The organism is Micromonospora sp. NBC_01392, assembly GCF_045040125.1.
In the GTDB taxonomy this organism is placed as follows: domain Bacteria; phylum Actinomycetota; class Actinomycetes; order Mycobacteriales; family Micromonosporaceae; genus Micromonospora.
Genome location: NZ_CP109549.1, coordinates 4130320 through 4151661 on the forward strand (window position 1 = coordinate 4130320; position 21342 = coordinate 4151661).

The 21342-nt window shown below is 74.8% G+C and carries 24 protein-coding genes and 1 tRNA gene; 9 read left to right on the forward strand and 16 right to left on the reverse strand.

All coding sequences use genetic code 11. The features are described from left to right. Nucleotides 1–18: 18 nt before the first annotated feature. The 3 genes from OG767_RS17975 to OG767_RS17985 form a co-directional block, all read right to left on the reverse strand. Nucleotides 19–807, reverse strand: coding sequence for a class I SAM-dependent methyltransferase (locus OG767_RS17975; RefSeq protein ID WP_405089612.1), 789 nt, complete (start codon nucleotides 805–807; stop codon nucleotides 19–21). Nucleotides 808–946: 139 nt separating this feature from the next. After that, entirely contained in the window at nucleotides 947–1888 is a 942-nt protein-coding gene (locus OG767_RS17980; RefSeq protein ID WP_405089613.1) for a TolB family protein, read from the reverse strand. Then, the gene (locus tag OG767_RS17985) at nucleotides 1885–2859 is read right to left on the reverse strand and encodes a TolB family protein (RefSeq protein ID WP_405089614.1); all 975 of its coding nucleotides are present in this window, start codon (nucleotides 2857–2859) and stop codon (nucleotides 1885–1887) included. Before OG767_RS17985 ends, OG767_RS17980 begins: the two co-directional genes overlap by 4 nt. A 139-nt stretch (nucleotides 2860–2998) precedes the next feature. On the opposite strand from OG767_RS17985, the gene OG767_RS17990 reads away from it, so the two are divergent. Genes OG767_RS17990 through OG767_RS18005 form a run of 4 tightly spaced genes read left to right on the forward strand, consistent with a single transcriptional unit; the run spans nucleotide 2999 to nucleotide 4496 of the window. Continuing rightward, nucleotides 2999–3592, forward strand: a complete 594-nt coding sequence (locus OG767_RS17990) for an HD domain-containing protein (RefSeq protein ID WP_405089615.1) — start codon at nucleotides 2999–3001, stop codon at nucleotides 3590–3592. Nucleotides 3593–3637: 45 nt separating this feature from the next. Further along, a complete protein-coding gene (locus OG767_RS17995) occupies nucleotides 3638–4117 on the forward strand; it encodes a DUF2975 domain-containing protein (RefSeq protein WP_405089616.1) in 480 nt (159 codons plus the stop codon). Next, complete coding sequence (locus OG767_RS18000) at nucleotides 4117–4335, forward strand: helix-turn-helix transcriptional regulator (protein WP_107158121.1); 219 nt, start codon at nucleotides 4117–4119, stop codon at nucleotides 4333–4335. The genes OG767_RS17995 and OG767_RS18000 overlap by 1 nt, the downstream gene beginning before the upstream one ends. Continuing rightward, entirely contained in the window at nucleotides 4332–4496 is a 165-nt protein-coding gene (locus OG767_RS18005; protein ID WP_405089617.1) for a hypothetical protein, read from the forward strand. Before OG767_RS18000 ends, OG767_RS18005 begins: the two co-directional genes overlap by 4 nt. A gap of 32 nt (nucleotides 4497–4528) precedes the next feature. Here OG767_RS18005 and OG767_RS18010 read toward each other — a convergent pair whose 3' ends face one another. Together OG767_RS18010 and OG767_RS18015 are read right to left on the reverse strand one after the other, a co-directional pair. Next, on the reverse strand, nucleotides 4529–5728 hold the full coding sequence (locus OG767_RS18010) for an RtcB family protein (protein ID WP_405089618.1): 1200 nt from the start codon (nucleotides 5726–5728) through the stop codon (nucleotides 4529–4531). Nucleotides 5729–5752: 24 nt separating this feature from the next. Beyond that, nucleotides 5753–5826: transfer RNA gene (locus OG767_RS18015), tRNA-Glu, on the reverse strand. A 495-nt stretch (nucleotides 5827–6321) separates the two neighbouring features. Here OG767_RS18015 and OG767_RS18020 point away from each other — a divergent pair. From OG767_RS18020 to OG767_RS18030, 3 genes are all read left to right on the forward strand, one after another. Beyond that, nucleotides 6322–7560: a helix-turn-helix domain-containing protein gene (locus OG767_RS18020; RefSeq protein ID WP_405089619.1), complete on the forward strand. Its 1239-nt coding sequence runs from the start codon at nucleotides 6322–6324 to the stop codon at nucleotides 7558–7560. A 92-nt stretch (nucleotides 7561–7652) separates the two neighbouring features. Next, nucleotides 7653–7856, forward strand: a complete 204-nt coding sequence (locus OG767_RS18025) for a hypothetical protein (protein WP_405089620.1) — start codon at nucleotides 7653–7655, stop codon at nucleotides 7854–7856. Further along, nucleotides 7843–9036 carry a helix-turn-helix domain-containing protein gene (locus OG767_RS18030; RefSeq protein ID WP_405089621.1) on the forward strand — a complete coding sequence of 398 codons (1194 nt, stop codon included), beginning with the start codon at nucleotides 7843–7845 and terminating at the stop codon, nucleotides 9034–9036. Before OG767_RS18025 ends, OG767_RS18030 begins: the two co-directional genes overlap by 14 nt. 21 nt (nucleotides 9037–9057) lie before the next feature. On the opposite strand, the gene OG767_RS18035 is transcribed toward OG767_RS18030, so the two are convergent. Next, nucleotides 9058–9450: a hypothetical protein gene (locus OG767_RS18035; protein ID WP_405089622.1), complete on the reverse strand. Its 393-nt coding sequence runs from the start codon at nucleotides 9448–9450 to the stop codon at nucleotides 9058–9060. Between the two features lie 152 nt (nucleotides 9451–9602). Here OG767_RS18035 and OG767_RS18040 point away from each other — a divergent pair, with 152 nt between their 5' ends. Further along, the gene (locus tag OG767_RS18040; RefSeq protein WP_405089623.1) at nucleotides 9603–10421 is read left to right on the forward strand and encodes an alpha/beta hydrolase; all 819 of its coding nucleotides are present in this window, start codon (nucleotides 9603–9605) and stop codon (nucleotides 10419–10421) included. Nucleotides 10422–10427: 6 nt separating this feature from the next. Here the strand turns inward: OG767_RS18040 and OG767_RS18045 are convergent, their stop codons facing one another. The 4 genes from OG767_RS18045 to OG767_RS18060 all read right to left on the reverse strand — a co-directional run bounded on the left by OG767_RS18045 (nucleotide 10428) and on the right by OG767_RS18060 (nucleotide 14039). Continuing rightward, nucleotides 10428–11465, reverse strand: a complete 1038-nt coding sequence (locus OG767_RS18045; RefSeq protein WP_405089624.1) for a zinc-dependent alcohol dehydrogenase family protein — start codon at nucleotides 11463–11465, stop codon at nucleotides 10428–10430. Nucleotides 11466–11626: 161 nt separating this feature from the next. Next, complete coding sequence (locus OG767_RS18050; RefSeq protein WP_405089625.1) at nucleotides 11627–12133, reverse strand: DinB family protein; 507 nt, start codon at nucleotides 12131–12133, stop codon at nucleotides 11627–11629. Nucleotides 12134–12199: 66 nt separating this feature from the next. Next, complete coding sequence (locus OG767_RS18055; RefSeq protein ID WP_405094242.1) at nucleotides 12200–12988, reverse strand: M15 family metallopeptidase; 789 nt, start codon at nucleotides 12986–12988, stop codon at nucleotides 12200–12202. Between the two features lie 88 nt (nucleotides 12989–13076). Then, complete coding sequence (locus OG767_RS18060; protein ID WP_405089626.1) at nucleotides 13077–14039, reverse strand: acetylxylan esterase; 963 nt, start codon at nucleotides 14037–14039, stop codon at nucleotides 13077–13079. A gap of 190 nt (nucleotides 14040–14229) precedes the next feature. On the opposite strand from OG767_RS18060, the gene OG767_RS18065 reads away from it, so the two are divergent. Then, nucleotides 14230–15255 carry a LacI family DNA-binding transcriptional regulator gene (locus OG767_RS18065; protein WP_405089627.1) on the forward strand — a complete coding sequence of 342 codons (1026 nt, stop codon included), beginning with the start codon at nucleotides 14230–14232 and terminating at the stop codon, nucleotides 15253–15255. Nucleotides 15256–15268: 13 nt separating this feature from the next. On the opposite strand, the gene OG767_RS18070 is transcribed toward OG767_RS18065, so the two are convergent. The 6 genes from OG767_RS18070 to OG767_RS18095 all read right to left on the reverse strand — a co-directional run bounded on the left by OG767_RS18070 (nucleotide 15269) and on the right by OG767_RS18095 (nucleotide 21335). Further along, nucleotides 15269–16567 carry a D-alanyl-D-alanine carboxypeptidase family protein gene (locus tag OG767_RS18070; RefSeq protein WP_405089628.1) on the reverse strand — a complete coding sequence of 433 codons (1299 nt, stop codon included), beginning with the start codon at nucleotides 16565–16567 and terminating at the stop codon, nucleotides 15269–15271. A 95-nt stretch (nucleotides 16568–16662) separates the two neighbouring features. Then, nucleotides 16663–17379, reverse strand: a complete 717-nt coding sequence (locus tag OG767_RS18075) for a polysaccharide deacetylase family protein (protein WP_405089629.1) — start codon at nucleotides 17377–17379, stop codon at nucleotides 16663–16665. Continuing rightward, a complete protein-coding gene (locus OG767_RS18080; protein WP_405089630.1) occupies nucleotides 17376–18653 on the reverse strand; it encodes an MGDG synthase family glycosyltransferase in 1278 nt (425 codons plus the stop codon). Before OG767_RS18080 ends, OG767_RS18075 begins: the two co-directional genes overlap by 4 nt. 133 nt (nucleotides 18654–18786) lie before the next feature. Next, nucleotides 18787–20049, reverse strand: a complete 1263-nt coding sequence (locus OG767_RS18085) for a D-alanyl-D-alanine carboxypeptidase family protein (RefSeq protein ID WP_405089631.1) — start codon at nucleotides 20047–20049, stop codon at nucleotides 18787–18789. Between the two features lie 142 nt (nucleotides 20050–20191). Next, nucleotides 20192–20611, reverse strand: a complete 420-nt coding sequence (locus OG767_RS18090) for a protein-tyrosine phosphatase family protein (protein WP_405089632.1) — start codon at nucleotides 20609–20611, stop codon at nucleotides 20192–20194. Between the two features lie 100 nt (nucleotides 20612–20711). Further along, nucleotides 20712–21335 carry a hypothetical protein gene (locus tag OG767_RS18095; RefSeq protein ID WP_405089633.1) on the reverse strand — a complete coding sequence of 208 codons (624 nt, stop codon included), beginning with the start codon at nucleotides 21333–21335 and terminating at the stop codon, nucleotides 20712–20714. Nucleotides 21336–21342 lie beyond the last annotated feature (7 nt).

The window sequence follows — 21342 nt, forward strand, 5'->3', positions numbered from 1 at the left end:
CTCCATGATAGCCCTTTGTCAATGCGCGATCACGCCCCGTTTCGCCGGTGGCGGCGGTGTGCCGCGTCGCCGGGCGGCGCAGATCAACGAGCCGCCGAGCCCCGGCGCGGCCCGGGCCAGCCACCGCGAGGCGATCCAGCGTCCGCCCGGCAGCCGCCAGCCGACCTCGTTGGAGCGTATCGCCAGCGGGAGGAACCCGGCGCGGCGCAGCGTGCGCCGCAGCAGCGACGCGGTGAACGGGCGGATGTGCAGCCAGAGGTAGGGGTGCAGCGGGTCGACCTGGCGCGGCGCCCGGCCGGCGAGGAACGCCAGCCGGTCCTGCACCGGGGCCAGGTTGGGGGTGGTGAGCACCAGCAGGCCGTCCGGGGCCAGCACGCGGTGGCACTCCCGCAGCAACGCCAGCGGATCGTAGACGTGTTCGATCAGCTCGCCGGCGAGCAGCCCGGCGAAGCTGCCCGCCCGGAACGGCAGGCCCCGGGTGGCGTCCAGGCAGACCGGCAGCGCCGGCCCGCCGGCCGCCCGCCGGGCGGTGCCCAGCGCGGTCTCGGCCATGTCGGCCAGCACGAGCGGGCCGGGCAACGCGGCCGGGTCGAGCATGCCGCGCGACCCGCAGCCCAGCTCCAGCACCGGTCCGTCGCCGGTCACCCCGTCGGCCATCAGCCGGGCCGCGACCGCGCGGCGCACCCGGTGGTACGGGTCGTCGACGTACCCGTCGACCTGCGCGCCGTCGTGGTAGCTGTGGTGGTTGGCGTGCCGGCCGTGCGCCTGCGCGCGGTGCGCCGAAGTCCCGGTCGGCGGCTCGGCCATCGCACCCTCCACAGCGGTCGCCGGCCCCGTCGGCGGCGTCCACCCAAGCCTCGCACCGCGCGCGCCCGGTTGCGGGGATCTCCACCCCGGAGACGCCGACGCGGCGGCCGTGGTCCGGCCGCCGCGTCGTCCGGACGGGTCAGACGGCCCGCGCCCAGTCCACCCGGGAGGAGTCGTCGTACTCGTCGCCGGGGATCCACCACGGCTCACCGAAGCCGCTGGTGAAGACGATGATGTTGCCGCCGTCGGGTTCCGGGTTGGTGGGCGGCACCGACAGCGCCGCGCAGTAGCGCCCGTCCGGGGAGAACACCGGCGACTGGAAGAAGCGCGGTTCGTCGGTGAGCCGCTTCAGACCGGTGCCGTCGACGCGCACCGAACCGAGCGAGCCGCCGAAGACGTCGACGTCGCGGGTCCAGTGGTTGCTCACGAACACCACCCGGCCGGTGTCCGGCGTGAAGACCGGCCAGCCGAACAACTCGCCCGGGTCGGGCTGGTAGATCCGCCGTACCTTGCCGGTGGCCAGCTCCAGGGTCCGCAGTTGACGCCCCTCGGACCGGCTCGACCACTCCATCACGATCAGCGAGCCGTCGCGGGACCAGTTCGGTCGCGCCATGTCGTGGCCCGCGACGAGGACGCGGCGGGCGCCGGTGGCCACGTTCACCGCGATCAGCGTCTCCCGGTCGACCAGCAGCGCGATCTCGGTGCCGTCCGGGGACCAGGTCGGCCACTCGTAGTGGACGCCGAACGGGTCGGTGATCAGCGTGCGGCTCTGCCCGGTGACCCGGTCGTGGATGTCGAGGGTGGGGTCGAAGGCGGGGCCGGGTTTCTGGCCGAGTACGGCCAGGTAGCGGCCGTCCGGTGAGGCGGTCGCGGCGTTGCCCTGGGAGAGCAGCACCTGCGGGGTGGTCCGGCCCGGGTTGATCTGGAGCACGCCGGGGCCGGTGACGATCCACGGCCCGTTCACCACGTCGGCGGCGGCGGCCGGCGCCCCGGCGACCAGTCCTCCGGCCAGCCCGGTCGCGGCGGCGGCGCCGGTGAGCGCGGCGGCGCGCAGCAGGGCACGACGGTTCATCGCGCTCATGCGGGCATCTCCGTGGTGAGCGCCCGGGCCCAGTCCAGCCGGGAGGAGTCGTCGTACTCGTCGCCGGGGATCCACCACGGCTCACCGAAGCCGCTGGTGGAGACGATGATGTTGCCGCCGTCGGGCTCGGTGTTCTCCGGCGGGATGGACAGCGCGGCGCAGTAGCGGCCGTCCGGGGAGAACACCGGCGACAGGTAGAACCGCGGTTGGTCGGTGAGCTGCTTCAGCCCGGTGCCGCCGAGCCGCACCGACGCCAGGGACTGGTTGTAGGTGTCCCGGTCGGGATACCAGCGGGTGGTGCAGAACACCACGCGCTGGGAGTCGGGCGTGAACACCGGCCCGCTGACCCGCTCCCCCGCCTGCGGCGCGTAGAGCCGCCGGACGGTGCCGGTCGCCAGCTCCAGCACCCGCAACTGCCAGCCCTCGGAGCGGCTGAGCCAGTGCAGGACGATCATGGAGCCGTCCCGGGACCAGTCCGGGTCCCGCATGACGTGCCCCTGGGCCAGCACCCGGGTGGCGCCGGTCGCCACGTCGACCGCGATCAGCGTGTCGTCCTGCGCGCCGGTGACCAGGGCGATCTCCCGGCCGTCCGGAGACCAGGTGGGCGCGCCGTAGTGCACGCCGGGCGGGTCGGCGAGCAGCGTGCGCTTCTGGCCGGTGACCCGGTCGTGGACCGCCACGTACGGCAGCAGCGTGCCGTCGCCCGACCACGCGGTGTTCTCCCAGGCCACGTACCGGCCGTCCGGTGAGGTCTTGGCGTTGTCGCCGTCCTCCAGCAGCCACCGCGGGGTGGTGCGGCCGGGGTCGACCTGACGCACGCCCCAGCCGACGCTGACCAGCCACGGCCCGTTGACGACTTCGGCGGCGGCGGCCGGTGCCGCGGCGGCCGTCCCGCCGGCCAGCCCGGTCGTGGCGGCTACACCGGTCAGCGCGGCGGCGCGCAGCAGATGACGACGGTTCAACTCGATCATGCGAAATCCCCCGTGGTAGACATCGCTCCACCCTCCTGACAGGACGAACGCGCCGGGATCGGGCGAGCGGACCGTTCACCGTCGGCCACTCGGCCAGGACACGGGGTGAGCGGCGTCGACGCCCGGTACCCTCGCCCCGGTGACCTCCGACGCGTTGCGCCGCGCCCTGACCGAACCGGGTGACCCGCCGCTGCTCCCGCTGCCGGGGGTGGCGGTCGAACTGCTGGCCGCCCTGTCCGCGCCGCCCCGGCTCGGCGCGCACCTGCGGCTGGTGCACGACGTCGCCTGGCACCTCACCGCCGCGTTCGCCGAGCGTTTCGCCGCGGTGCCGTTCGACCGGCAGGCGGTGCTGTTCGGCGCCGCGGTGCACGACCTCGGCAAGGTCGAGCACCCGGCCGAGCTGACCGGTCCCGGCTCCGCGCACGAGGAGGCGGGCTACCAGTTGCTGCTGCGCTTCGGCGTGCCCGAGGAGCGGGCCCGCTTCGCGGTCACCCACGCCGCCTGGCACTCCCCCGGCGTGCAGTTGGAGGATCTGCTGGTCAGCCTCGCCGACAAGGTGTGGAAGGGCCGCCGGGTCACCGACCTGGAGCAGCTCGTGGTGGACCGGCTCGCCGACATCACCGGGCAGGCGCCCTGGCAGACGTTCCTGGACCTCGACGACGTGCTCGCCGACCTGGCCGCCGGCGCGGACCATCGGCTCGCCTTCCAGGCCGAGCATCCGGTGCACGGCTGACCCGAACCGATTGACTTTCGATAGCTTCCGAGCGATAGTCGATGCATGGTGACTACCGAGCGTGCGGTGACCGCACTGCGTGCCTTCCTCGTCCTGCTGTTCGGCATTCTGCTGCTGTTCCAGACCATGTCGCTGCCGGGCCAGTTCGCGCACATGGCCCGGGAGGATCCGGAGATGGCGTACCTGAGATGGCCGGCCACCGCCGTGACCGTGTTCTGGGTGCTCTGCGTGCAGGTGGTGATCGTGTGCACCTGGCAGCTGCTCACCCTGGTCCGCACCGACCGCATCTTCACCGAGGCGTCCCTGGCCTGGGTCGACGGGATCGTCTGGGCCGTCGCCGCCGCCTGGGCGAGCCTGGTCGCTGTCTTCCTCTACGTCGGGTTCCACGCGAACGACCCCGGGCTGCCGCTGCTGCTGTTCCTGCTCACCACCGGCGTCAGCGTGCTCGGGCTGCTGATGGTGGTGATGCGCGCGCTGCTGCGGCAGGCCACCACGCTGCGCACCGACATGGAAGCGGTGATCTGATGCCCATCGTCGTCCGCATCGACGTCGAGCTGGCCAAACGCAAGATGAGCGTCGGCGAGTTCGCCGAGCGGGTCGGGCTCACCCCGGCCAACGTCGCGGTGCTCAAGAACGGCCGCGCCAAGGCCGTCCGCTTCAGCACCCTGGAGGCCATGTGCCGGGTCCTCGACTGCCAACCCGGCGACCTGCTCGAATGGGTCGCCGACGGGGAGGAGGCATGAGATACGCGCTCACCGCCCTGGCCGTCCTCGCCGTCGCGCTCGGCGTCGCCGGCTTCGGGTACGGGGAAGTCGACGACTCCCCCGGCCTCCAGATCCTGTCCGCGCTGCTCGTCATCGGCGCGGTCGCCGTCGCCGTGCGCGTCGCCCGGCGTACCCGGTAGGGCCGGCGCCCCCTCGACGCCGGCCCCGCCGGTCAACCCTTCACGCAGACGACCTGCTTGAGGTGGGCGACCACCTCGACCAGGTCCTCCTGCTGGGCCATCACCTCGGTGATGTCCTTGTAGGCGCCGGGGATCTCGTCGACCACCCCGGCGTCCTTGCGGCACTCCACGCCGGCGGTCTGCGCGGCCAGGTCGGCCGTGCTGAACGTCCGCTTCGCCTGCCCCCGCGACATCCGCCGCCCCGCGCCGTGCGACGCCGAGCAGTACGCGTCGAGGTTGCCCTTGCCCCGCACGACGTACGAGCCGGTGCCCATCGAGCCGGGGATGATGCCCAGGTCGCCGTCGCCGGCCCGGATCGCCCCCTTCCGCGTCACCAGCACCTCCACCCCGTCGTACCGCTCCTCCGCCACGTAGTTGTGGTGGCAGGAGATCGGCTCGTCGTAGCCGACCCGCGGGAACGCGTCCCGGACCACCTGGCAGAGCAGCGCCAGCATGACCGCCCGGTTGCGCCGCGCGTACTCCTGCGCCCACCACAGGTCCCGGCGGTAGGCGTCCATCTCCGGCGTGCCGGACAGGAACACCGCCAGGTCACGGTCGGGCAGGTCGGTGTTGTGCGGCAGCCCGCGCGCGACCGCCATGTGCCGCTCGGCCAACTCCTTGCCGATGTTGCGGGAACCGGAGTGCAGCATCAGCCAGACCCGACCGTCGTCCGGGCCGCCCTGCTCCAGGCAGACCTCGATGAAGTGGTTGCCGCCGCCGAGCGTGCCGAGCTGCCGCTGCGCCCGCGTCTCGAGCTGCGCCACCTTCCGGTCGAGCGTGCCGAACCGACGCCAGAAGTCGACCCAGCCGGCCTGCTCCAGACCCCGGACCCGACGCGGGTCGACCGCGTCGTCGCGCATCGCGAACCCGACCGGGATCGCCGCCTCGATCGCCGACCGCAGCGGCCCGAGGTCGTCGGGCAGGTCGGCGGCGGTGAGCGAGGTGCGCACCGCGGACATGCCGCAGCCGATGTCCACGCCGACCGCGGCCGGCGAGACGGCCTGCCGCATGGCGATGACCGAGCCGACCGTCGCGCCCTTGCCGAAGTGCACGTCCGGCATCACCGCGACGCCCTGCACCCAGGGCAGCGCGCCGATGTTGCGCAGCTGCCGGGCCGCCTGCGCCTCGATCGCGTACGGGTCGGTCCAGACCCGGACCGGCGCCCGGGTACCGGCCAGCGGGGTGAAACCCATGATCGTCTCCTTGCTCGTGGGATGTAGGCCGTACGGGACTCGAACCCGTAGCCTCCCGGGTGAGAACCGGGTGAGCTGCCCATTTGCTCCAACGGCCCGTGTCGGGACGGACGTCCCGGGACAACGCCCCGGACACGGAGAACCGCCCGGCTCCGGTCTGGGGCGGGCGGTTCGCGCGGATCGTCGCGTCGGCGCTAGACGCGCCACCACCCCGGTTGCCACCGCTGTTCCCGGCGGCCACCGCGACCCGGTTCGGGCAGCAGGGCACCGGCGCGCGGCACGGGCCGCTCGGCTCGGGTGCGATTCTGCTGCGACACGGTGTGCTCCTGAGGACTGGAACCGGTTGACGTTGCCCGTTCACGGTACGACCGCGGCATGTCGCCGGCAACGCGATATTCACGAGGGGCGTTGATCGACACCACTTCGCCGAAGTGGCGGCATGGCCAATCGCGTGATGCCACCACTTCGGCGTACCGGAGTCGATCTCACCCGCGGGTCGTCACGCACAGCTCGGCCCGGTGTACCTTCCGAAGTGGCAGCTCATCCACCTGCACGTCGATGGGCGGTCGGTCGTTGCGGCAGCGGGAGATGGCATGACTGAACCCACCGTCGGGGAGCGTCTCGCCGGGCTTCGTCGTGAGTCGCGGCTGACGCAGGAACAACTGGCCGAGCGGTCCGGGATCAGCGTCGAGGTGATCCGGAAGCTGGAACAGGGCAGCCGGGGCACGGCTCGCCTCGACACGCTGCATGCGCTCGCGCGCGCCCTGGGGGTGTCGACGTCCGGGCTGCTCGGCGACGCGTCGCAGGCCGCCGCGCGCGGCGAGGCGGAGCACCGGCCGTTGTCGCTGGCGGAGATCCGCCGGGTCATCACCCCGCTGCGAGGGATCGACGGCGCGCCGTTCGTGGCGCCGCGGAGCGAGCCACCCGGCCTCCGCACGCTGCGCGGAAACCTGCACGCCGCCGATCGGGTCTACAACGCCGGTGACTACGCGGTGGCGTTGCGGGTGGTGCCGCCGTTGCTGGTCGACGTGCGCGCGGCGGTCGGTCTGGCCGGCGACGAGCGGCAGGCCGAGGCGTACGACCTGCTCGCCCGCACCTATCACCTGGCCGGCGGTCTGCTGATCCAGCTTCGCGCCGACGACCTGGCGCAGACCGCGCTCTCGGGTGCCCTCGACGCCGCGCAGCGCTCCGGGGACCAGGTGGTGGCGGCGACCGTCATCCGGACGATGTGCTGGCTGCTGATGCGTCAGGGCCGGATCAGCGAGGCGGCCGAACTGGCGGTGGTCACCGCCGACGAGGTGGAGCCACGGTTGTCCCGGGCGACGCCCGCCGACCTGGCCGCGTGGGGATGGTTGCTGCTGGGCGCCGCCGCCGCGCGAGCCCGGGACAACCGGCCGGACGAGGTGGCCGACCTGATCGGCGTCGCCGCTGCCGCCGCGGTCCGGATCGGTGAGCGGATACCGGCGGCGGACCAGTTGATGCTGGTGGGTGGCTTCGACAGCGCCAAGGTGCAGATGCAGCGGGCGGAAGCGGCGGCGGTGGCCGGTGAGGCGGGACGGGTGCTGGAGCTGTCCGCGTCGGTGCCGCCGGCACCCACCATCAGCAGGTCGGCGTGGCGCCGGCATCGGCTGGACCTGGCGTGGGCGTACGCGGATCTGCGGCGTTACGGGAAAGCGACAGCGGTGTTGACGCAGTTGCGCGACACGGCGCCGACCTGGCTGCGGCAGCAGCGGTACGCGCGGGACATCGTGGACACCATCGCCACCGGACGCCGCCGGGCGATGACGGACGAGCTGGCCGCACTGGCCGAGCTGATGGGCGGTGCGCGGTGACTGGTACAACGCGTCCGAGTCGATGACTCACGATCTTCGGATCGCACCATCTGCACCTTTCTGATCACCCTGAGTCACCTCAGCCTGTGGTGGTGAGGCGCGTCGACGCGTCTCCGCCGATGGAGGTGGCGATGCCGAAACATGGCGACAGGCCGGCTGTTGATCGGGGCGAGCAGATTAAGGCCGCCGAGCGGGAGGCGGCGCGGCAGCGGCTCCTCGCGCAGGCCGAGGCGGAGCGGATACCGGTCGAGGAGACGACCCGGGCGGTACCGGACCGGCGGCATGACCGGCGGTGACGTGCCGGTCGGCCGCCGCGTCGCGCAGTGGCGGGTCCGGCGTCGGATGACCCAGCAGATGCTGGCCGACCGGGTGGGCAAGTCGAAGAGCTGGGTCGACAAGGTCGAACGCGGCGTACGCGCGCTGGACCGCTTCTCCGTCATCCAGGATGTCGCCCGGGTGCTGCGGGTGGAACCGGCGACGCTGCTCGGCCGGGAGAATCCGCCGCCGGCCCACGGCGACGAGGGGGTGGACGGGGTAGGCGCGGCGCTGGCCCGCTACGACCTGTTCCCGATCGGGTCCGGCCACCGGGATTCGACGTCCACGGACGAGCTGGGCCGGCGGGTGGATCATGCGTGGTCGGCGTACCGGCACGCGCGATATCCGCAGGTGCTGCGCCTGGTGCCGGAACTGCTCGACGCGGCCCGAGACACGTACGCCGGGGACGGGGACGGCGCCTGCGGGCTGCTGGTGCGGGCGTACCGGATCACGGCGTCGGTGCTGGTGAAACTCGGCGAGCCGGACCTGGCGTGGCTGGCGGCCGACCGGGCGGTGACGGTGGCCGCCGGTCATCCGAGATGGACGGCGGTCGCGGCGGTGCCGCTCGGGCAGGCGCTGCGTGCCACGGGGCGGGGGCGGCTGGCGACGACGGTGACGATCACCGCCGCGAACCGGATCGGTGACCCGGCGGCGCGCGACGCATCGCCCGTCGGAGCGGCCCTGGCCGGGACACTGTGGGTCGAGGCGGCGCTCGCGGCGGCGTCCTGCGGCGACGCGCGCAGCGCGGCGGAGTGGCTGGGGGTGGCCGCCGGGATCGCCGGGCGGGCCGACGACCGGCACGACCCCCACCTCGACGGATTCGGGCCGGCTGCCGTGCAGGTGGCACACGTGGCGGTGGCTGTCGAACTCGGCGACGGCGCCGAGGCGGTCACCCGGCACGAGACGGCGATCCGGTCGGAGGGCTGGCGGTGGTTGCCCGTCGAGCACCGCGCCGCGCACCTGGTCGACGCCGCGCGGGCGTACCTCCAGATCGGTGACCTGCTGCGGGCGGGCCGGGCCCTGACCGAGGCCGACCGGCTCGCGCCGGCCGAGGTCCGGATGCGGCCGGTGGCGCGTACCGTGCTCGCCGAGGTGGCACGCGGCGGACCCGCGCCGGCCGGCGTGGCGCACCTGGCGACGGCGGTCGGCCTCACCCGCTGACGCGGACCGGGCCGCCGGCCCTCAGCCGGCCTGGACCACCGGGTGGCGCTTCATCTCCTCCATGAAGGGGAAACGGGCGGTGAGTTCGGTGAGCGTGGTGCCGGACCGCCAGGCGTCGGCCACCTGGGCGACCTGGAGCAGGTCGGTGGCGTCCCCCCGGGCCTGCACCTCGCCGTCGACCCGCAGGTCGATCATGAAGTAGCGGGCCTGGGCGCCGAGGCTGACGCAGACCACGCCCCGGTCGGAGGTCAGCTCGGCGCAGGTGAACCGGCTGCGGCCCTGCTCGGGAGCGCTGACCCGCCCGACGTCGAGCTGGTGGGCGGTCGCGGTCTGTGCGAGCGCGGGAGCCAGACCGCCGGGCTCGACCAGATCCGGGTAGAGGCGCACACCCAGTGCCGCCGAGACGTCGCTCATGACTGACTCCCACTTCCTCGTGACAGAGACCAGCAACGCGCAGGTTACGAACACGTTTCCGGCACGCATGCCCATCCTGTCCCGCGCGAAGGGCCCGCGGCAATAGGAACGGTCAATCCGCCCCCATCGGGCCACCGGTACGCTGCCGGCTCATGGCGCGGATACGGTGTGACTTCTTCTCCGAGACGCTCGGCATGGGCACCTCGATGACGGTGCTGCTGCCCGACCGGGGCGCGGCCGGGATCGGCATGGCCGGCGCGGCCGGCGACGGAGATCCGCCGGTGCTGTACCTGCTGCACGGCCTGAGCGACGACGACACGGCGTGGACCCGGCGGTCGTCGATCGAACGGTACGCCGCCCCGCTGGGGCTGGCCGTGGTGATGCCGCAGGCGCAGCGCAGCTTCTACTGCGACGAGGCACACGGCAACCGGTACTGGTCGTTCCTCAGCGAGGAACTGCCCGAGGTGTGCCGGTCGTTCTTCCGGCTCTCCACCCGCCGGGAGGACACGTTCGTGGCCGGCCTGTCGATGGGCGGCTACGGCGCGGTGAAGTGGGCGCTGCGCCACCCGGACCGGTTCGCGGCGGCGGCCAGCCTCTCCGGCGCGCTCGACGTGGTGCACCGGCGGAACCACCCGACCAGCCCACTCGACCCGGCGGTGTGGCACACCGTCTGGGGCGACGGCCCGGCGCCGGACGGCGACGACACGGTGGCGCTGCTGGAGCGCGCCGGCGACGACCTGCCCGCGCTCTACGTCGCCTGCGGCACCGAGGACTTCCTGTACGAGGACAACGTCCGTTTCGTCGACACCGCCCAGCGGCGCGGCCTGCCACTCACCGTCCACTTCACCCCAGGCGACCACGACTGGCCCTACTGGGACGCCCAGATCGCCACCGTCCTCACCTGGCTCCCGCTGCGCGGAAAGGCGGGGCCCCCTATTAACGCCTCCGGTAGAGGAGGGGGCCCCGCTTAACACCCCTCAGCGGGTGAGCACCACCTTGAGCGCGCCGGTCTCGGCCGGGCGGGCGAACACGTCGTACGCCTCGATGATCCGATCCAACGCGTACCGGTGGGTCACCATGTGCGCGGTGTCGAGCTGCCCGGCGACCAGCATGTCCAGCAGCTTGGGCGTGGTCCGGGTGTCGACCAGGCCGGTGGTGATGGTGACGTCGCGGATCCAGAGCCGCTCCAGGTGCAGCGTGGCCGGGGCGCCGTGCACGCCGACGTTGGCGACCCGGCCGCCGGGGCGGACCAGCTCGGTGCACAGCTCGAAGCTGGCCGGCACGCCGACCGCCTCGATGGCCACGTCCGCGCCCAGCCCGGCGGTGACCGAGTGGACCGCCGCCAGCGGGTCGTCGTCGGCGAGCACGGTCAGGTCCGCGCCGAACCGCTTGGCCGCGTCCAGCCGGCTCCGCGCCTTGTCGACGGCGATCACGTGGGTCGGCGAGAACAACCGGGCGGTCTGGATCGCGGCCAGGCCGATCGGGCCGGCGCCGACCACCACCACGGTGTCGCCGGGCCGCACGCCGCCGTTGAGCACACCTACCTCGTACGAGGTGGGCAGGATGTCGGCCAGCAGCACGGCCGCCTCGTCCGGGACGCTCTCCGGCAGGCGGTAGGTGGACAGGTCGGCGAACGGGATGCGGGCGTACTCGGCCTGCACGCCGTCGACGGTGTGCCCGAGGATCCATCCGCCGCCGCCGAGGCACTGCCCGTAGACGCCGTCGCGGCAGTAGCGGCAGACGCCGCAGGCGGAGATGCAGGAGGCGAGGACCCGGTCGCCCGGGGTGAGGGTGGCGACGCCGTCACCGACCGCGACGACCGTGCCGACCGCCTCGTGGCCGAGCACCCGGCCCGGCTGGACCTCCGGCACGTCGCCGCCGAGGATGTGCAGGTCGGTGCCGCAGATGGTGACCGCGTCGACCCGGACGATCGCGTCGCGCGGGTCGACGATGGTGGGATCCGGGTGCTCGGACCAGGACTTCTCGCCCGGACCGCCGTACACGAGTGCCTTCATGGCTCCTCCTCACGCCGTTGTCACCACCCACGCTTCTCCCCGGGGTGGGCGGACGGCAGGGCCGGAGGGCCCGGTGGGCGGGACCTCGGTCCCGCGCGCCGTGATCGTGGTGTCAACAGGGGGCCCCGCCTCTACCGGAGGCGTTAACAGGGGGCCCGGCCTTACACGCCGACGGTGCCGTCGACGGCTTCGCGGAGCAGGTCGGCGTGACCGTTGTGCCGGGCGTACTCGTGGATCATGTGCAGCATCACCAGGCGCAGCGAGACGTCCTCGCCCCAACGGGCCTGGTGGCCGGTCACGTCGAGCGACTCGGCCGCGAGCTCGATCCGCCGGGCGTGCGCGACCTCCCGCTGCCACGCCTCGAACGCCTCCGCGCGGTCGGCGTCGCGCGCGTCGTACGCGGCCTGGAAGTCACCGGTGTCCGACCAGACCAGCGGGATGTCCTCGGCCGCGATGACGCGGCGGAACCAGGTGCGTTCCACCTCGGCCATGTGCCGGACCAGGCCGAGCAGGGACAGCGTGGACGGCGGCGAGGACTGCCGGCGCAGCTGCTCGTCGGTCAGCCCCTCGCACTTGCGGGCCAGCGTGGCGCGGTGGAAGTCGAGGAACGCGCGCAGCGTCTCCCGCTCGCCGGCCCGCAGCGGCGGGCCGATCCGTTCGATGGTCACGGGAGGTCCTTCCGGGGCGGGTCGGTCCCCCGGAGCCTAACCGTCGTGGATCATGAGGCAACCGGGTTACCGCAGCGAGGAGCGGGCTACCGGGAAGTCGAACCAGGTGTCCGGGTACGGCTCGTCCACGTACCGGTAGTGCCACCACTCGCGCGGGTAGTTCTCGAAGCCCTGCGCCGTCATCAGCTCCTTCAGCAGGGCCCGGTTCCGGCGGGCGGTGTCGGTGAGCCCGGGGGCGGCGGTGTGGGCGCGCGGGTCGAAGCAGTCGAACCCGGTGCCCATGTCGACCGAGTCGTCGGCGAAGCGCCGGCCGGCGGGCGCGGTGCAGGGCAGCAGCGGCTGGCCCGGCGCGTAGCCGGGCTGCGCGGGGGTGGGCACCGGGACCAGGGTCAGGTCGAGCGTGCTGCCCCGGCTGTGCGCGGTGGGCGCGCCCAGGTAGCCGTCGGCGAAGAGCCGGTCCTTCGGCACGTCGGGGTAGAACTCCGCCTTCATCTGTTGCTCCTGCGGGCGCTTCGCCCAGGCGACGAACTCGTTCACGGCCCGCTGCGGGCGGTAGCAGTCGTACACCTTCAGGCTGTGGCCGCGGCCGAGCGCGGCGGCCTGCACCCGGCTCAGCGCCTCCGCGGCCCGGCGGGTGAGCAGGCAGAGCGGCTCGGGGTAGCCGTCGATCGGCCGGCCGACGAAGTTGTGCGCGCCCGCGTACCGGATGTCGGTGCGCACGCCCGCGTCGACGGTGGCCAGGTCGACGATGTCGGCCGGGGCACGGGGGCCGGTCGGGGTGGCCGACGGCGTCGGGCGCGGCGCCGGTCGCTGGCAGCCGGCGGCGAGGGCCGTGACCACCACGACCAGGACCATTGCCGTACGTCTGCGCACGCTGCCGTGTCTACCACGGTGTAAGGAGGGGCCCCTTGTTAACAGACGTCTGTTAACAAGGGGCCCCTCCTTACACCAGCGTCGCGTGGAGGAAGTCGACCGCGGCGGCGTCGTCGTCGATGCCGCCCGCCTCGTGGCCGTTGAAGCGCCAGACCGTCAGCTCCTTCTCGCCCCGGTAGTCGTGGTAGGCGGCGTAGACCGTCGACGGCGGGACGATCTCGTCCATCAGCGCGACGGAGAAGCGGGCCGGCACGTCGGCGCGCCTGGCGAACGCGACCCCGTCGACGTAGCCGAGCGTGTGGAACACCTGTTCCGCCCGGTCCCGGTGCACGGCCAGGTAGTCCCGGATCTCGCGGAACGGCGCCGAGTCGGTGAGCCCCACGGCGCGGGGGATGTCGCAGAGGAACGGCACGTGCGCCACCGCCGCGCGCACCCCCGGGGCCAGCGCGGCGGCGGCCAGCGCGGCGGCCCCGCCCTGGCTGTGGCCCAGCACGGCGATCCGGGTCGGGTCGACGCCCGGCAGCTCGCGGGCCGCGTCGACGGCCCGGACCGCGTCGGTGAGGAAGCGCCGGTAGTAGTAGCGGCGGGGCTCCTCCACGCCCCGGGTGGCCATGCCGGGCGCCTGCGGCCCGGCCGCCGCGACGTCCGGGGTGTCGCCGCGGCTCCACCCCGAGCCCTGGCCACGGGTGTCCATCTGGAGGTGGGCGAAGCCGGCGGCGGACCAGAGCAGGTTCTCCAGCGGGTGGCCGCGTCCGCCGCCGTAGCCGACGTACTGCACCACGGTCGGCAGCGGCGTGGGCGCGCCGCGGGGCACCCGCAGCCAGGCCCGGACCGGCTGCCCGGCGAACCCGGGGAAGGTCACGTCGAAGACGTCCACCGCCGCCAGCGGGGTCGGCACCGGGGTCGCGGTCACCGGGTCGCCGCAGGAGCGGGCCTCGGCCAGCGTCTCGGCCCAGAAGGCGTCGAAGTCGGCGGGTTCGCGCAGGTCGCTGCGGTGCTGGCGGAGCTCGGCCTCGGTCAGGTCGGTGAACACGCCTGGCTTCCTCGTCGGGTCGGCGGGGGCGCGTCGCGGCACGGTCGCCGACGCGTTTCCGGAAGGTTTCCGCAAGTTGTCCGAACGCTAGGGCCGGGTCGATCTGTCGTCAAGCCCTCGGCGTACGGCAAGATGTCCGTGGGGCGGAACGGTTTTCCGGTCGGTCCGGCAGCCGGCGAAGGGAACACGGGTGAGCGCGGACGACGAGCGCAGGGTGACCATCACCGCGATCGCACGGGAGGCCGGTGTCTCCGTGCCCACCGTGTCGCGGGTGCTCAACGGGCGTTCCGACGTCGCGCCGGACACCCGGGAGCGGGTCGAGGAGCTGCTGCGCCACCACGGCTACCGACGCCGCAACAGCCGCACGGTACGCCGGGCGGACCTGGTCGACCTGGTCTTCAACGACCTGGACAGCCCCTGGGCCGTGGAGATCATCCGCGGGGTGGAGGACGTCGGCCACGCCGCCGGGGTGGGCATCGTCGTCTCGGCCGTGCACCGCGAGTCCAGCTCCACCCGGCAGTGGCTGCACAACCTGCGGGCCCGCGCCTCCGACGGGGTGATCGTGGTGACCTCGCACCTGAGCCCGGCGGTGCACGCGCAACTGCGCCGGCTCAACGTGCCGGTGGTGGTGGTCGACCCGGACGCCGGCGTGGCAGGGACGGACGTGCCGGCGATCGGCGCCACCAACTGGACCGGCGGCCTGGCCGCCACCGAGCACCTGTTGAGCCTGGGCCACCAGCGGATCGGGTTCGTCGCCGGCCCGCCGCACCTGCTGTGCAGCCGGGCCCGGCTGGACGGCTACCGGGCCGCGCTGGCCGCCGCCGGCGTGCCGGCCGACGACCGGCTGGTCCACCCCGGCGACTTCTACCACGCCTCCGGCTACACGGCCGGCGGCACCCTGCTCGACCTCGACGACCCGCCCACCGCGATCTTCGCGGCCAGCGACCAGATGGCCTTCGGCGTCTACGAGGCGGTGCGCCGCCGCGGCCTGCGGGTCGCCGACGACGTCTCCGTGGTCGGCTTCGACGACCTGCCCGAGGCGCGGTGGGCCTCGCCGCCGCTGACCACCGTGCGCCAGCCGTTGGTGGAGATGGGCCGCCTCGCGGCCCGCACCGTGCTGCGCCTGGCCCAGGGTGAGGAGATCGAGTCGCCCCGGATCGAACTGGCCACCGAACTGGTGGTGCGGGACAGCACCGCCGCCCCCGCCGGCCGCTGACCAGTCGGACTTTTCAGTCGCCTTCCGGAATTTCCGGCTTCCGCAGGCCGGGCGCGGCCGACAGCGCCACCGCCGCGGCGTGCCGACGGCGACGGGCCAGCAGCACCGCTCCCCCGGCCACCACCACCGCGCCCACCGTGAGCGGCACGCCGACGCCCGACCCGGCGCCGGGCCGCGCCGCGCCGCCGCCCAGGCCGGCGTGCCCGGCCAGCGCCGACGCGGCCCCGGTGGCGGGCGTCGGCGAGCGGTCCAGCTCGCCCGGCTCCACCAGACGGCCGACCGCCGCGTCCCGGGGCAGCCCGAATCCCCAGTCCAACAGCGCCGCGCCCTGCTGCCAGCCGCGCTGGGTGGGGATCTCCGCGCCGAGCAGGGTCACCACCAGCCGGCGCCCGCCGCGCTCGGCCGCGCCGACGTACGTGTGCCGGGCCAGATCGGTGAAGCCGGTCTTGCCACCCAGCGCGCCCGGATAGTGGTCCAGCAGCATGTTGTCGTTCTGGATCTGGAACGCCTTCTCGTGCAGCGCCGGCTGGGCCGGCACCTGCGCGGTGCGGGTGGCGGTGTAGCGCCGGAAGGCCGGCTCGCGGAAGCACACCCGGGCGATCAACGCCAGGTCGTACGCGCTGGTGAACTGCCCCGGACCGTCCAGCCCGGACGGCGTGACCGCGTGCGTCTGCCGCGCGCCGAGCCGATGCGCCTCGTCGTTCATCGCGCGGACGCCGCCGGCCAGCCCGTCCGGGCCGCCCCCGAGCCGGGCCAGCGCGTTGGCCGCCTCGTTGCCCGACTTCAGCAGCAGACCCAGCCAGATCGTCTCGATCCGGTAGCGCCCGCCCTCGGCCAGCCCCACGGCCGAGCTGCCCGGCTCGATCGCCAGGTCGCCGGCGGTCATGGTGACCTCCCGGTCCGGGTCCAGCCGGGGCAGCACGGTGGCGGCCAGCAGCAGCTTCTGCACGCTGGCCGGGACGCCGTACTCGTGCGGGCCGCAGCCGCCGAGCACCGCGCCGGTGTCCAGGTCGGCGACCAGCCACGAGGTCGCGGTCACCGGCGGCGGCGTCGCGGTCGCCGCGGGCGGCACGACGAGTCCGGTGGTGTCCAGCGCCGCGCCACCGACGGACCGGGCGGCCGGGTCGGGCGGCGGCGGGGCCTGCGGCGGACGGGTCGCCGGGGCCGGCACGTTCGGGCAGGGCGGCGCCCCACCGGGCAGCCGGCGGGCCGGCCCGCCGGTCCGGGTCGCCGCCACGACGGGTGTCACCGGCGCCGACAGCGGCAGGAGCAGGGCGGCGGCCAGCGCCACGGACGGTCCCCAGGTCCTCATGTCCCGCACGCTAGCCACGCCGACCCGAACGGGTCACCGGCTCCGGGATTCGCGCCCCGGTGGCGGTGTCGTGGCGTAGGGTCCCGCCCCTGCGGTCAGCGCGCCGCGAGCCCGTGGCCGCTGAGCGGGCCGACCCGCCACCCCCGGTGGCGGCACTCCGCGAGCAGTCCGGGCAACGCGGCGAGCCCGGCCCGCCAGGCGCCCGGCGCGGCGGCGCAGGAGGAGTCGTGCAGCAGGACCGTGCCGCCGCCGCGCAACCCGGCCAGGACGCGGCGGCGGACGCCGTCCCCGGTCGCCGACGCGGTCCAGTCCCGACCCCAGCAGCTCCACAGCACCGGCCGCAGACGCAGTCGCCGGGCGGCGACCAGGGCCGCGCCGGTGAGCACCCCGTACGGCGGGCGCAGGAACGCCGGCGGCCGACCGGTCACGTCCGCCACCAGGTCGTACGCGCGGGTCAGGTCGCGGACGGTGCCGGCCGGCCCGCGCAGCAGCAGGTTGTCGTGCGCCCAGCCGTGCAGCGCGACCTCGTGTCCGGCCGCCACCAGCCGGCGGCCCAGGTCCGGTCGGCGCCGCAGCATCACGCCGAGCACGAAGAACGTGGCCCGGATCCGGTGCGCGGCCAGCACGTCCAGGAAGTGGGGCGTCGACTCCGGGTCCGGGCCGTCGTCGAAGGTCAGCGCGACCCGGTCGGGCGACCCGACGCCGTGCAGACCGGGCAGCAGGCGCTGCCGGAGGGCCGGCAACGCGGTGACCGCCGGCGCCGCGTGGGCCAGCGGCAGCGCCACCGCCGCGGCCAGGGCGGCGGTCCTCACCGCAGTCCGCCGGTGGACTGGAGCAGCGCGGCGACGACGGCCACCGCGTCGCCGACCGGGTCCAGCAGCGGCCGACGCCCCGGGTCCGCCGGACCGGCCGGGGCGGCCCGCCGGGCGGCCTCGGCGACCAGTCCGACCGGGTCCTCCGGCATCGCGCCGGCGCGCGGCCCGGCCGGATCCCCGGACGCACCGCCGGCACACCGCCCGGCCGGGCCCTCGGGCCCGGGGTCGGGGCGCGACCCGGCGGTCGCCGGCGGCGGGGCGCGGTGCGGCGGCGGGGCCGGCGGGCCGGCGTCGAGCACCGCCGCAAGCACCGGGCCGAGCTGTTCCGGGGTGCCCGCCCACCGGGTGAGGCCGGACCGGGCCAGGACGTCGGCGTTCGCCCGCCCGTGCCCCGGCAGGGGACGATAGGTGACCACCGGCACCCCGGCCGCGAGCGCCTCCTGACAGGTCAACCCGCCGGCGTTCTCCACCACCACGTCCACGGCCCGCATCAGCGTCGGCATGTCGTCCACCCAGCCCAGCACGTGCCGGCCGGGACCACTCAGTCGCCGGCGCAGCGACCCGTTGCGCCCGCACACCACCACCGGCCGGGCCCCGGTCGCGCCGACCTCCGCCACCGTGGCCGCCATCTCGCCGACGCCCCAGGACCCGGCCACCACGAGGGCGAGCACGCCGTCGTGCGGCAGGCCGAACCGCTCCCGGGCCCGCCGCCGGTCGAGGCCGGCGCTGCCGGCGAACGCCCGGGAGACCAGCGGCTCCACCACCGCGACGTCGACGTCGGCGTCCCGTCGCAGCTCGGCGTGCCGCATCGTGCAGTAGACGTCCACGCCCGGCGCGAGCCAGGTCGGGTGCACCACGAAATCGGTCACGTAGGTGAGAATCGGGACACGGAGCCGGCCGCCGCGCCGCAGCGGGCCGAGAAGCTGGTTGGCGAACGGGTAGGTGGTCACCACCGCCCTCGTGTCCGGCGGGATGCGGCGGCGGATCCGGGCCCGGAACGGGCGCAGCAGCGCGCGGATGACGCGAACGGACACCCGGGACCGGCTGGTCAGCCGGAACAGCAGGTGGTAGCCCTGGGGGAGCCGGTGCAACACCCCCCGGTACGTCTCCCGCACCGCCCGGTGCACCGGCCCGGGCAGCAGGTGGAGGAGGTTCAACCGGTCCACCTGGAAGCCCCGACCGCGCAGGCGCTCCGCCAGCTCGTCGGCGGCCCGGTCGTGTCCGGCGCCGATGTCCGCGGAGACCACCACGATCCGTCCCGGGTGCGCCATGGGCGGCGCATACCCACCCGGACGGCGTCCACGCGGCGGGACCGGGACCGGTCAGGGCCGGCGAGCGGTCCGAGCGGGGACCGAACCCGGTCAGCGGGCCGACGGACGGATCCGAGCGGGAGCGGCGCGGCGGTCAGGCGCGGCGGCGGCCGGACCGCCGGAGCCGGCCCCGCCGGGCGGCGAGCGCCGCCACCGTTCCGCCGACGACGAGCGCCAGCAGGCCGGCGGCCGGCACGATGAGCGCCCAGTCGCCGTCGGCCATCCGGTGCAGCGCGGTGCCGGCCGGCCCCCGCCACGGTCGCGACGTCGGTGTCGCCGGCGCGTCGGCCGCGGGTTCCCGGGTCGCCGCCGGCGCGGCCGGCTGGTCCAGCTCACCCGGGTCGACCAGCCGGCCGACCGACGCGTCCCGGGGCAGCGTGAAGCCCCAGTCGAGCAGTTGCGCGCCCTGCTGCCAGCCGCGTACCGGGCGGGCCTCGGCGCCGAGCAGCGTCACCACCAGCCGGCGCCCGCCGCGCTGGGCGGCGCCGACATAGCTGTGCCGGGCCAGCTCGGTGAAGCCGGTCTTGCCGCCCAGCGCCCCGGGATAGCGGTAGATGAGCTGGTTCTCGTTCTGGATCTGGAACCCGCCCTTCTTCAGCGCGGGCTGGGCCGGGATCTGGGCCCGCTCGGTCATCGCGTACCGGCCGAAGCGGGGGTCGGCGAAGCAGGCGCGGGCGATCAGCGCCAGGTCGTACGCGCTGGTGAACTGCCCGGGGCCGTCCAGGCCGGACGGCGTGACGGCGTGGGTCTGGAGCGCGCCGAGCCGGCGTGCCTCGGCGTTCATCTGGTCGACCCCGGCCCGGGCACTGCCGGCGCCGAGCCGGGCCAGCATGTTCGCCGCGTCGTTGCCGGACTGGAGCAGCAGGCCCAGCCAGAGCGTCTCCACCGGGTAGCGCCCGCCGACCAGCAGGCCCACCGCCGAGCTGCCCGGCTCGATGTCCAGATCGGCGGCGGTGGCGACGGCCACCTGCCTCGGGTCGAGGCGGTTGAGCATGGTGGCGGCCAGCAGCAGCTTCTGGGTGCTGGCGGGGGTGCCGTACGCGTGCGGCCCGCAGGCGCCCAGCACGGCGCCGCTGTCCAGGTCGGCGACCAGCCAGGTGGTGGCGGTGACCGCCGGCGGCGCGGGACTGCCGGGCGGCGTGACGAGGCCCGGACCGGCCAGCGTCTCGCCGCCCACCACCTGCTGTTCGGGCACCGACGCCGGTGGGACGGGACGCGGCGGCCGGGACACCTTCGGCGCGGGCAGCCGTGGGCAGGGCGCCACGGCGCCGGGAGCGGGAGCGCCCCGCGCCGGGGCGGGCGCACCGGCTGCGAGCAGGGTGACGGCGGTGACGGCGGCCAGGACCCGGGCTCTCATGGAGAGGCACCTTACCCAGCGCGGCTCCGCCGGCGGCGCGGCTCACCGGGCCGGTGACGGTGTGCCGATCGTCCGGCCCCGCGCCGTGGTCGAGCCGGCGGAGCCGGGCGGTCCCGACCGGCCCGCCGCGACCGGCGGTCAGTCAGTGGACGCCGCGCAGCCACCGTCGCTGCCACGGCGTCTCCACCGCACGCGGATGGTAGTGCGCGCGCACCCAGGCGACCGCCCGCCCGGGGTCCAGCCCGTCCAGCACCGCCAGGGCGGCGAGCGCGGTGCCGGTGCGGCCCACGCCGCCGTGGCAGGCGACCTCGACCCGTTGACCGGCGTACGCGCGTCGCCGCGCCTCGCGCAACGCGTCCAGGGCGTCGGCGCGGTCCAGTGGGAGCCAGAAGTCGGGCCAGCGGATCCGCCGGACCGGCCAGGCCGGCTCGGGCCCGCGCGCCAGCAGCAGGGCGAAGTCGGCCGGGGAGGCCGGGGCGGCGACGCGGCGTCCTCGTACGGTGGCGCCGCCGGGCAGCGTGAGGAGACCGGCGGGTTCCGTCCACGGTGGCGTCGGGTGCACCAGCTCATTGTGCGGCGTGCCCCGGACACGCGGGTGCCCGCCGGAGCTTCTCCGGCGGGCACTCGCGATCGGCCCGGGGTCTCCCCCGGCGCGCCTGGCGTCAGCCGAGGCGACGGCGGCGCCAGGCCAGGGACCCCAGCAGCAGCACCGCGCCGGCACCGGCCAGGCCACCGCCGAGCTTCAGCGGCGTGCCGATGCTGTCACCCGTGACGGGCAGGTGACCGCCGTGGTGTGGCGGACGCGTCGGCCGCACCGGGAGTACCGTACCGGTCGTGCTGGCGGTCCGGCCGGTCGTCTGACCGGTGGCGGTGAACGTGTAGCGACCGACGCGGGTCGGACGGTAGGTGACGGTGAAGTTGCCGCTCCCGTCGGCGCGCACGGTGAAGTGCGTCGGCGGCGATTGCGGCGCGGCGAGGTTCGACGTGTGTGCCACCGACGCCATCACCACCGTGCTGCCGTCGCTGCGCCGCGCCGTTCCCTCGGCCGGCGCGGCGACCGGAAGGTTGGAGATGGCGACGTCGATGTCCACCAGCTCGTTGGGACCGAAGCCACTCCCCTCAAGGGTGAAGGTCTCACCGAGCGTGATGGTCGGATCGACCACGACGAGCGACGGTTGCGCGGGCGGATAGACCGGTGGCTGCGGCTGCGCCGCTCCGGCCGCGGTCGGCGCGGCCACGACGGCCAGGCCCACCGAGAGCGCCATGATGATGCGGGATAGCCGCATGATGGTT

Coding starts and splice junctions, on each gene's coding strand:
- OG767_RS17975 (WP_405089612.1), bottom strand. CDS start 807: ATGGCCGAGCCGCCGACCGGGACTTCGGCGCACCGCGCGCAGGCGCAC.
- OG767_RS17980 (WP_405089613.1), bottom strand. CDS start 1,888: ATGAGCGCGATGAACCGTCGTGCCCTGCTGCGCGCCGCCGCGCTCACC.
- OG767_RS17985 (WP_405089614.1), bottom strand. CDS start 2,859: ATGATCGAGTTGAACCGTCGTCATCTGCTGCGCGCCGCCGCGCTGACC.
- OG767_RS17995 (WP_405089616.1), top strand. CDS start 3,638: ATGGTGACTACCGAGCGTGCGGTGACCGCACTGCGTGCCTTCCTCGTC.
- OG767_RS18000 (WP_107158121.1), top strand. CDS start 4,117: ATGCCCATCGTCGTCCGCATCGACGTCGAGCTGGCCAAACGCAAGATG.
- OG767_RS18005 (WP_405089617.1), top strand. CDS start 4,332: ATGAGATACGCGCTCACCGCCCTGGCCGTCCTCGCCGTCGCGCTCGGC.
- OG767_RS18010 (WP_405089618.1), bottom strand. CDS start 5,728: ATGGGTTTCACCCCGCTGGCCGGTACCCGGGCGCCGGTCCGGGTCTGG.
- OG767_RS18020 (WP_405089619.1), top strand. CDS start 6,322: ATGACTGAACCCACCGTCGGGGAGCGTCTCGCCGGGCTTCGTCGTGAG.
- OG767_RS18030 (WP_405089621.1), top strand. CDS start 7,843: ATGACCGGCGGTGACGTGCCGGTCGGCCGCCGCGTCGCGCAGTGGCGG.
- OG767_RS18035 (WP_405089622.1), bottom strand. CDS start 9,450: ATGAGCGACGTCTCGGCGGCACTGGGTGTGCGCCTCTACCCGGATCTG.
- OG767_RS18040 (WP_405089623.1), top strand. CDS start 9,603: ATGGCGCGGATACGGTGTGACTTCTTCTCCGAGACGCTCGGCATGGGC.
- OG767_RS18045 (WP_405089624.1), bottom strand. CDS start 11,465: ATGAAGGCACTCGTGTACGGCGGTCCGGGCGAGAAGTCCTGGTCCGAG.
- OG767_RS18055 (WP_405094242.1), bottom strand. CDS start 12,988: ATGGTCCTGGTCGTGGTGGTCACGGCCCTCGCCGCCGGCTGCCAGCGA.
- OG767_RS18070 (WP_405089628.1), bottom strand. CDS start 16,567: ATGAGGACCTGGGGACCGTCCGTGGCGCTGGCCGCCGCCCTGCTCCTG.
- OG767_RS18080 (WP_405089630.1), bottom strand. CDS start 18,653: ATGGCGCACCCGGGACGGATCGTGGTGGTCTCCGCGGACATCGGCGCC.
- OG767_RS18085 (WP_405089631.1), bottom strand. CDS start 20,049: ATGAGAGCCCGGGTCCTGGCCGCCGTCACCGCCGTCACCCTGCTCGCA.
- OG767_RS18095 (WP_405089633.1), bottom strand. CDS start 21,335: ATGCGGCTATCCCGCATCATCATGGCGCTCTCGGTGGGCCTGGCCGTC.